Below are 9,009 nucleotides of genomic sequence, written 5' to 3'. Positions count from 1 at the left end.
GCCGGGAGCCGGGAGCCGGGAGCCGGGAGCCGGGAGCCGGGAGCCGGGAGCCTCTGTTTCACGTGAAACGCGGACTCATTCATGCAGTCACTTGAGCTGAGCCGTCAGCCGTTTGAGAAGAGGTGACCCAACGCTCGACTTGTGTCGAGGCTCTCCGAGCGGCCGTGGGATCAACGCGCGGCAGTTCTCTCAGGAGCGGATCCGCGGCCCGTCAGACTCATTGACCGCCGGCCGCCGCACGCCCGGCGGTGCCACGGCCCTGGGCGGCGAGAGCTCGGAGGACGGCGGCTGCGGCGGACTAAGGGTTGGTGGCGGCTAGGGCATCAGCGGCCGGCTCGTGCGGCAGCTCCACGTGCGAGTCGCCCGCCGCCAAGTCCCCGTAGTCCCTCGGGCCAAAGCCGCCGATTCCGAAGCGCGTCGCGGCCCGATGTCAAGAGAGCGGCTGCGTTGCTATTCAGAGGCCGTTGATCGGCCTGTGAGATGTTCTGTCGGCCTTGGCTACGGCGAGCTGGTCATGCGTCGGACTGCTGGCGTCTTTCGCGCAGCTGCCAACTTGAGCCCGCCTGCTGAACAATCGACTGAAAGTCGTGCGGCGGCTGCTGCACAGTTGGCAGCGGCGGGCGGATCCAGGCACCCGGCGGTCGAAGGGCCGCGGACCAGAGCGTCGGTGACCAACCACTTGAACGACCTGAAACCCGAAGGACCAGAAGCTCGGAGGGCCAAAGGCACAAACGGCCCAGACGCGCGAAGGCGGCCAGAAGACTTCGCCCTAAGCCGGCGCTCCCGCGACGCCCGAAGCCCGTCTACCGGCGTCGGCTGACGCACGTGCCCGGTGGGCCGACGATCTCGCGAGACGAGGAGAACTGGGCTACGTCCCGGGACTGCGGCGAGCGGCGAGAGACGAATGCGAGAAGCCAAGTCCTGATGGCAGTCGAGTGTTGCCACCCTAGGGCGAGATCGTAAGGCCGGTGCGAGTCTCTCGGCGTACGGCGTCTCGGGTCCGCGTCTGTCTGCGGGGTCCAACCTGTATCGCGCCGTGAGCCCAGGGGATCGGCCGGCCTGGCTCAGGCGAGACGACTGTCGCCTTACGGGCCTGTGCGAGCGGAACTGTGGCCCGGAGGCGGCGTCGGGAGTCCGCGGACAGTCGTGCTTCCGAGCACGGTCGCGGCGACGTCAAGGACAACGTCGACGTGACCGGGCCGCCGAGGTTCCCTCGTGGATGGTTCGAGCAACCCTGGGGCGGTCGAGCGGCGATGACGCTGAAGCTGGGCAACTGGAGATCGACCACGACTGCGGACGAAGCGAACTCAAGATCCCGAGCGAGTCCCGAACAGCGCCCTCGAAGACTTCGCCCTTGAAAGCGACGTTGGCTCGTTTCTCGAAGGCGGGTCGGATCGAGCGGCCGAGCCAGCAAGGTCGCGGGACGGCCTGGATGGAAATGGCGGCCAGGCGGCCAGAGGCCACAGTCCGCCCTCTTCTCCGCCCAGGGACGAGACCGCCGACCTCGCCACGCGTAGCCGATGTGGCCCACGGTTGCGATCCCTGCACGACCCTGCCTACGCCACGCGCCTCAGTGAGCGTGCCAGACAGCGCCCGTTCGTCGTTTCGACAACGCCGCTACCGACCGGGAGCGCGAGTACCGCGCACCGAGACGCGTGTGATCGACGACGTGAAGGCTGACACGCGCAGATCGTCGTCGCCTCTCGGCTCGCGCCAGCTGACTCACTGAGGTGTGGCCGCCGAACAGATCGCCCCGGAGCTTCCACCGAGGCGGCCCAGCGACGAAAGGGCCGGGCGGACGGCCGGAACTATTCGGGGATGTTCAAGGTGGAGAGGCGGCCGCGACGCCGGCGAGATCGTCAGCGTGGTCGGGAGGCCCAGCGAAGGTGCCGATCGGCAAGGCGGTCTAGGCGCTGGCGAAGGCTGCCGGGAACTGCAGGGCGCTGGGATCGCGGTGGCTGCAGGCGCGAGGGCTTCTGTGGGACCGGGTGTCGCGTGGCTGAGCCGTCGTGGCGAAGAGGCCGGTCCTGCCCCGGGCACGGGGGCGAGTTGATGGCGAGGGCGGCAGATTCACGAGGCGCTGAGGCGGGCTCGGCTGGCCGCGGGCTGCGATCGCAGTGGGCCGGGTTGCTGGCTGGGACGAGTGACCGGCTGGGTGGCGAGTGACCGGCTGGGTGGCGAGTGACCGGCTGGGTAGCGAGTGACCGGCTGGGCGGCGAGTGACCGGCTGGGGGCCATGACCGGCTGGGTGGCGAGTGGAAGCCGAGGGCGAGCGGAGGCCGAGGACGAGTTGCTGGCTGCACCGGGTACCGGCCGGGGCGAGCGCCCGTCTGCGACGAGTGCCTAGCTGCGACGACCGGTCGGCCCAAATTACGTCAGGCCGCGCATCGACGATCAATGACCTCACCACCCTCACCACAAACGCGAGCCCACCTCAAAGACCACCCCCGCGCCATCCCCCGACTTCCAGCCAGAGTTATCCACAGGCTGTGGGCAACTCCTGTTGAGAAACCACCACCCCCCGTTTCACGTGAAACGCGGCCGATGCTCTTGCGCTCGTCCACGGCTTCATCCACAGGCCGCGCAAGCCTGCGACGTCGCGTTTCACGTGAAACGCGGCGGCCTGTGGATAACTTCTGTGGATAACTTGGGGAGTGCGGTACCGCCCACCGAACGTGACGGGCATCGACGTTGATCTCGGTAATGAGGTGGCTGACGCACGGTTACGGGGCCGGCTGAAAATTGACCCGGGACAGCTGCCCTGGCCTGGGCTAAAGTCACGCCGTGCCCCACAACACCGCGCCCCTGCCCGACTTCACGCGTTGGCCTTCGTTCCCGTTCGAGGGCGACATGCGGGTCAAGCCGCTGGCCGCCCCAGTCGAGGTTGAGCCGCCGCGCAGCGGTGAAGATGCGGCCGACTGCGTGGCCTGCAATACCCCCGATGACGCCTACATCTGGGTCAGCGAACGCTGGCGAGTCCGGGCCATGGACCGCCCGACCGGCCTCCCGATGGTCCTCATCCTGGAGTGCCGCTCACACCTCGATCTCGGCGATCTGCCCAACCTCCTCGCCGCCGAGCTCGGCGTCATGACCGTCCGCCTCGAGCGCGCCATCCGCTCCCTGGACGGCGTCGCGCGCGTACATGTCAACCGATGGGGTGACGGCTCCGCCCATCTGCACCTGTGGTTCCTGGCCCGCCCCTACGGCCGCCTCCAGTTGCGCGGCACGTTCCTCTCGCTCTGGGACGACATCCTCCCCGTGATCCCCGAGCCCCAGTGGCGCGAAAACCTCGCCCTGGTCGCCGCGTGGCTGGCGGAGTTCGGCGGTCAGGCGATCGCCGAGCCCCCGCACATCCAGTGGGAGGCGCCCTCCACGATCGCCTATTCACCGACGGCCAACAGCAGCCAGAGCGCCTCCGAAGACCGCGCTGATGACCTCCGCCCGGCTACCCTGGGCGACATCCAGCCCGAGGCCATCAAGCCCGAGCCCGCAACGAAGCCCGACGCCGCGACGAAGCCCGAGACCGCGACAAAGCCCAGCCCCTCCATAACCGCGGACAACGGCAACCTGAACTACCCCGCCGTACAACCCCAAGCAACAACCTAAGACCCAGCAGACGTACGAGGCGAGGACCGCCCCAACCGCACGATGCCTGCCCCTTGCCTGCGGGGCTCTGCGGGGTCCCAGCCCTGAGCCCAAGAGCGCACCCGGCCACCGCAAACGCCCCTCAGTCCACCGCCAGGCTGACCTCCGTCGACTTCACCAGCGCCGTAACCTCGGACCCGCTACCAAGCTTGAGATCGTCAGCCGCGTCCCGCGTGATGGCCGCCGTAAGCAGCTCCCCGGACGGCAGAGCGATCTTCACAGTGCTCATCACCGTGCCGTGATCGATGCTGCTGACGACCCCCGCCATCCGATTGCGAATGCTCATGTCGTTCACCAGCCCGGTGGCCACCGAGACCTCCGTCGACTTCACCAGGGCCCGTACCGCCATACCCTCGGCCAGCCCCAGATCTCGCTCCGACTCGGCCGTGATGGCCGACGTGATCTCCTGCCCACCGGCCAGCCGCACCTTCACCGTGCTCATCGCACCCCCGGACGCCACGGAGACCACGGTGCCCGGGAGCTGGTTGCGAATGCTCAGTCGCATGATTGCCTCTCAACGTGTGCGAACGACGGGTAACCAACCCTTTACACGTTACTGAGCAATCCCGCCGGCCACGCCGAGGAAACCGAGCCACCACCAGGACGGGGAGATCAGGAGCGAGCGACCGCCCGTGAAACCAGCGCCGCCAGGATCTGCCCCAGGTCGAGGCCGGCCGCCTGCACCGCCAGCGGCAGCAACGACGTCTCGGTCATCCCCGGCGACACGTTGATCCCGAGCACCTGCGGCGAACCGTCCTCCGTCACGATCAAGTCCACACGGGACAGATCGCGCAGGCCCAGCGCCTTGTGTGCCGCCAGCGCCGTCTCCGACACCCGTGCCGCCGTCTCGTCGTCGAGCCGGGCCGGCGTGTGCCACGTCGTCAGACCCGCCGTGTAGCGGGCCGCGTAGTCGTATACCCCGTCGCGCGGAACGATCTCGACGATCGGCAGCGCCTGCGGCCCCGAGCCGAGGTCGACAATGGACACCGCCACGTCCTTGCCCGGCACGAACTTCTCGACCAGCGCCGTCGAGTCGTACGCGAAACAACCCACCATCGCGGCCGGAAGGTCGACGTCTTCCCGGACCACCGCGGCGCCCAGCCCCGAACCGCCCTGCGCCGGCTTGACCATCAGCGGCACCCCGAGCCGGTCGACGATCCGGTCGAGCACCGCCACCGCGCCCAGCTCGGAGAACCGGTCGTGCGGCAGCGCCACCCAGTCCGGCGTCGGGATGCCGGCCTCGCGCAGCATCGACTTGGCCGACGGCTTGTCCCAGGCCAGCCGCGACGCCCGCGCGTCACAGCCCACATAGGGCACTCCGCACAGGTCGAGCACCCCGCGCAGCGACCCGTCCTCGCCGGTCGCGCCGTGCAGGGCGATCACCACCGCGTCGGGCGGGTCCTCCTGCAGGGCGGGCAGCAGCGAGACGTCGGCGTCGTGCATCTCGGCGTGCACACCGACCGCACGCAGCGCGTCGAGAACACGGCGGCCGGAGCGCAGCGAGACGTCCCTCTCGTAGGAGAGACCGCCGGCCAGAACCATCACGCGCACATCGTCACCTGAAGCCATGGGAGTGATCATGCCAAGTCGGGCCCGGGGGCGTCGGCGGCGGCCGCACCACGGCGCCGGTGGTGGTGGGCGGTCGCGGCCGGACCGAAGACGGCCCGCATCGCGAGCTCCTGCTCCATCACGCCGGCGAGGCGGCGCACCCCCTCGCGGAGACGTTCCGGCGACGCGTACGAGAAATTGAGGCGCATGTTGCTCGTGCCGGTGCCGTCCGCGTAGAAACCCGTGCCGGGGACATAGGCGACGCGGGCCGCGATGGCGCGCGGCATCATCGCCTTGGAGTCGAGGCCCTCGGGGAGCGTCGCCCAGACGAACAGACCCCCGGTCGGGTTCGTCCAGCTCGTGCCGGCCGGCATCAGGTCACGCAGCGCGTTGAGCAGAACGTCCCGCCGCTCCCGGTAGATCTCCCGGTACGACTTGATCTGCTCGCGCCACGGCATGGTCGTCAGGTACTGCGTCACGGCGCCCTGGGCGAACGCGCTCGGACACAACACGTTCGCCTCGCTCATCATCACGAGTTTTTCCCGTACGGCGTGCGGGGCGAGGATCCAGCCCACGCGCAGGCCCGGGGCGAACGTCTTGGAGAACGTGCTGACGTAGAAGACACCGTCCCGCCGGCGGGCCCGCAGCGGCAGCGGGGCGTCACCCTCGAACGACAACATGCTGTACGGGTCGTCCTCCACCACCAGGAGTCCGGCCCGCTCGCAGATGTCGAGGATCTGCTCGCGCCGTTCCTCGGAGAGCGTCACGCCGGCCGGGTTCTGGAAGGTCGGGATCGTGTACAGGAACTTCGCGCGCCGGCCGGAGCGCTCCACGGCGACCAGAGCCTCCTCGAGCGCCGCCGGGATCAGCCCGTCGTCGTCCATGGCGACGTGGTGGACCTGGGCCTGGGCAGCCTGGAAGACCCCGAGTGCGCCGACGTAGCTCGGCCCCTCGGCGAGCACCACGTCGCCCGGGTCCAGGAAGAGGCGGGCGAGCAGGTCGATCGCCTGCTGACCGCCGACGGTCACCACCACGTCGTCGGGGGACGCGCCGTGGATGCCGGAGAGCGCCATCACCTCGCAGATGCGCTCGCGCAGGTCGATCGTGCCCTGGCCGATGCCGTACTGCAGGCTCACGGCGCCCTGCTCGGCCGCGAGGGCGCCGAGCATCTCGCCGACGGCGTCGAGGGGGAGGGCTGCGATGTACGGGGAGCCGCCGGCGAGCGACACCACCTCGGGACGGCTGGCGACGGCGAACAGCGCGCGGATCTCGGAAGTCGTCATCCCGCGCACGCGTCGCGCGTACACATCGGTGTAATCGTCCTGGGTGGTGCCGGTCATGCGGCTCTCCTCACGCACGTTGAACACGGCCGGAAGCACAAATGCTAGTCGGCGGTCGCACGAATGACCCTCGGTTAACCGGGTGGATGCCCGACCTGGTCCCGTTCATGGGTTTTGCGGCGTAGGATCCTGCGCGGGGCAGAGGGCTGGGCGCGTGTTGACCGCCGGCCCGAGAGGGGGGTTTCTCAGTGTCGCGACGCCTGGTCAATCTCACGCTGGACACCCTCGAGGACCTCCCCCGTCCCTGCCGGCAGTGCGTCTACTGGGAGCTCGACCCGGTCGCCGCCGAGCGGGCCTGCGCCTCCGGCGACCCCGGCCTCGAGAAAGAGGCGTGGGTGTCGCAGACGCTGCTCGAGTGGGGCTCCTGCGGCAAGCTCGCCTACGTCGACGGCATGCCGGCCGGTTTCGTCATGTACGCGCCGCCGGCCTACGTCCCCCGATCGATGGCATTTCCCACCTCGCCGGTGAGCGCCGACGCCGCCCTGCTGATGACCGCGCACGTGGTGGCCGCCTTCGCCGGCGGTGGCCTGGGCCGCATGCTGGTCCAGGGCGTGGCGCGCGACCTCACCAAGCGCGGCGTCAAGGCGATCGAGTCGTTCGGCGACGCGAAGTTCGGCGAGGCCGACGACGAGAAACAGGCCGGATGCGTGGCCCCGGTCGATTTCTTCCTCTCCGTCGGCTTCAAGACGGTTCGTCCGCATCCGCGGTACCCCCGCCTGCGCCTCGAGCTCCGTACGGCCCTGTCGTGGAAGTCCGACGTCGAGTACGCCCTCGAGAAGCTCCTCGGCTCGATGAGCCCCGAGACGCTGCTGCGGCCGGTGCGCCCGGCGACCGCGACCCGGAGCGCCGAAAACTAGTTCTTGGCCAGCGCCACACGCAGCTGGCGCACGTCGATCGAGCCGGTGGGCACGTCGATCTCGACTGGGTAGTACATGCGCTGCACGGCGGCCAGGATCGCCTCGACGATCTGCTCGCGGAACAACGGGTTGATCAGCCGGTCGCGGTCGATCGGCGACGTCAGGTAACCCAGATCCACCCGCACGGCCGGCATCCGGGTCAGGCGGAGCAGCTCCCACGTCTTCGAGTGGATGCGGCAGTCACGCATGCCGGTGCGTACGACGATCTCGCGCTGCACGAGGTTGGCCAGGCGCTCGCCGACGGTCGAGCTGAGCCCGTTGCCGGTGCCGTAGTGGTACGTCGCCACACCGTGCGCGGCGTCGTTGTCGTGCCCGTCCAGGTGCAGCGAGATCAGCAGGTCGGCGCCGAGGCTGTTGGCCAGCGTGGCCCGCTCGGCCCCGCTCATCGGCTGGGCGGGGTGCGGGCCGCGGGTCAGGTGCACCCGCATGCCGGCCGCGGCCAGCCGGCCCTCGAGCCGAGCGGCCAGGTCGAAGACGAGGTCGGCCTCGTTCCACCGCAGCGGGCCGTCGGGCACGACCACGCCGAGATCGTCGCCGCCGCCGTGACCCGGGTCGATCACGATCGTCTTGCCCATCAGGTTGGTGCCGGCCTGACGGAACGCCTCGGCCTCGCGCAGCCACTGCGGGCGGCCGCCGACGACCTTGCGACCGAGCCGACGCATCGCCTTCACGGTCTGCGGGCCGCACGACCCGTCCGAAGTGAGACCCACCTCACGCTGAAACTGGGCGACCGCGCGGGCCGTGCGCGGGCCGTAGATCGAGTCGGCGCGGCCGGTGTCGTACCCCATCTCGAGCAGTCGTTCCTGCAGCGCCCGTACGTCCTCGCCGACCAGCGCGTTGGGCACCGAGTGGAACAGGCTGCGCGCGCCGAGCCGCCAGCGTGCGGCGTCCAGAGCGCCCCACGTCTCGTCGCCGACCAGCCCGTCCACGCCGATGCCGCGGCTCTGCTGAAAGGCCCGCACCGCGGTGTCCGTGGCGTCGTCGAAGACGTCGGCTGCGGTGTCGCTGTCGAGCAGGTCCAGGCCGACCAGGATGGATCGGATCTCGGCAACGGCCGGGCCGCTGTCTCCACGTCGGATGGAACGCACGCGCGACTCCCTTGATGAGGTCCGAGGGAAAGGAAGAACGACTTCGGAGCGTACTCCCCGGGCGCAGCACCCACCGGGTGGGAAAGCCCGGCGGGGACGGCAACGCCCCGCACCCGAAAGGATGCGGGGCGTGACTATCGGCTCAGAGAGCCGACTCGATGAAGTTGACCAGGGCGCTCTTCGGCTTGGCGCCGGTGACCGAGTTGACCGGCTCGCCGCCCTTGAAGATGGTCAGCGTCGGCACCGACATCACCCGATAGGCGCGAGTGGTCTCGGGGTTCTCGTCGATGTTGATGCTGACGATCTCGACCTTGTCGCCCATCTCCTTGGCGATCTCGCCGAGCAGCGGGTCGACCTTCTTGCAGGGCATGCACCACTCCGCCCAGAAGTCCACCAGCACCGGCTTGTCCGACTGCAGCACGTCGCTCGTGAACGTGGCGTCGGTGACGGGCTTGCCTGCTCCCACTTCGA

General features: G+C 69.5%; 7 protein-coding genes. 2 read left to right on the top strand and 5 right to left on the bottom strand.

Going from position 1 to position 9,009, the window contains the following annotated elements; genetic code table 11:
• The first annotated feature begins 2,805 nt into the window (after positions 1-2,805).
• Positions 2,806-3,606, top strand: a complete 801-nt coding sequence (locus tag A3CQ_RS0111980; protein ID WP_245577194.1) for a hypothetical protein — start codon at positions 2,806-2,808, stop codon at positions 3,604-3,606.
• Positions 3,607-3,727: 121 nt separating this feature from the next.
• On the opposite strand, the gene A3CQ_RS0111975 is transcribed toward A3CQ_RS0111980, so the two are convergent.
• From A3CQ_RS0111975 to A3CQ_RS0111965, 3 genes are all read right to left on the bottom strand, one after another.
• On the bottom strand, positions 3,728-4,150 hold the full coding sequence (locus A3CQ_RS0111975) for a TOBE domain-containing protein (RefSeq protein ID WP_020511175.1): 423 nt from the start codon (positions 4,148-4,150) through the stop codon (positions 3,728-3,730).
• A gap of 107 nt (positions 4,151-4,257) precedes the next feature.
• The gene (locus A3CQ_RS0111970) at positions 4,258-5,226 is read right to left on the bottom strand and encodes a D-alanine--D-alanine ligase family protein (RefSeq protein WP_026205612.1); all 969 of its coding nucleotides are present in this window, start codon (positions 5,224-5,226) and stop codon (positions 4,258-4,260) included.
• Positions 5,223-6,533 (bottom strand): aminotransferase-like domain-containing protein, encoded by a 1,311-nt coding sequence (locus tag A3CQ_RS0111965; RefSeq protein WP_026205611.1) that lies wholly within the window; start codon positions 6,531-6,533, stop codon positions 5,223-5,225. Before A3CQ_RS0111965 ends, A3CQ_RS0111970 begins: the two co-directional genes overlap by 4 nt.
• A 188-nt stretch (positions 6,534-6,721) precedes the next feature.
• Between A3CQ_RS0111965 and A3CQ_RS0111960 the strand changes: the two genes are divergently transcribed.
• Positions 6,722-7,390 carry a GNAT family N-acetyltransferase gene (locus A3CQ_RS0111960; protein WP_020511172.1) on the top strand — a complete coding sequence of 223 codons (669 nt, stop codon included), beginning with the start codon at positions 6,722-6,724 and terminating at the stop codon, positions 7,388-7,390.
• Here A3CQ_RS0111960 and A3CQ_RS0111955 read toward each other — a convergent pair.
• Both A3CQ_RS0111955 and trxA read right to left on the bottom strand, forming a co-directional pair.
• Positions 7,387-8,538: an N-acetylmuramoyl-L-alanine amidase gene (locus A3CQ_RS0111955; RefSeq protein WP_020511171.1), complete on the bottom strand. Its 1,152-nt coding sequence runs from the start codon at positions 8,536-8,538 to the stop codon at positions 7,387-7,389. The two genes, A3CQ_RS0111960 and A3CQ_RS0111955, sit on opposite strands and share 4 nt — an antisense overlap.
• 142 nt (positions 8,539-8,680) lie before the next feature.
• Complete coding sequence (trxA, locus tag A3CQ_RS0111950) at positions 8,681-9,004, bottom strand: thioredoxin (RefSeq protein ID WP_020511170.1); 324 nt, start codon at positions 9,002-9,004, stop codon at positions 8,681-8,683.
• Positions 9,005-9,009 lie beyond the last annotated feature (5 nt).

This window comes from Paractinoplanes globisporus DSM 43857, assembly GCF_000379645.1.
Classification (GTDB): domain Bacteria; phylum Actinomycetota; class Actinomycetes; order Mycobacteriales; family Micromonosporaceae; genus Actinoplanes; species Actinoplanes globisporus.
Note: the sequence above shows the minus strand (reverse complement) of the source record. Positions and strands in the feature narration are given on the sequence as shown.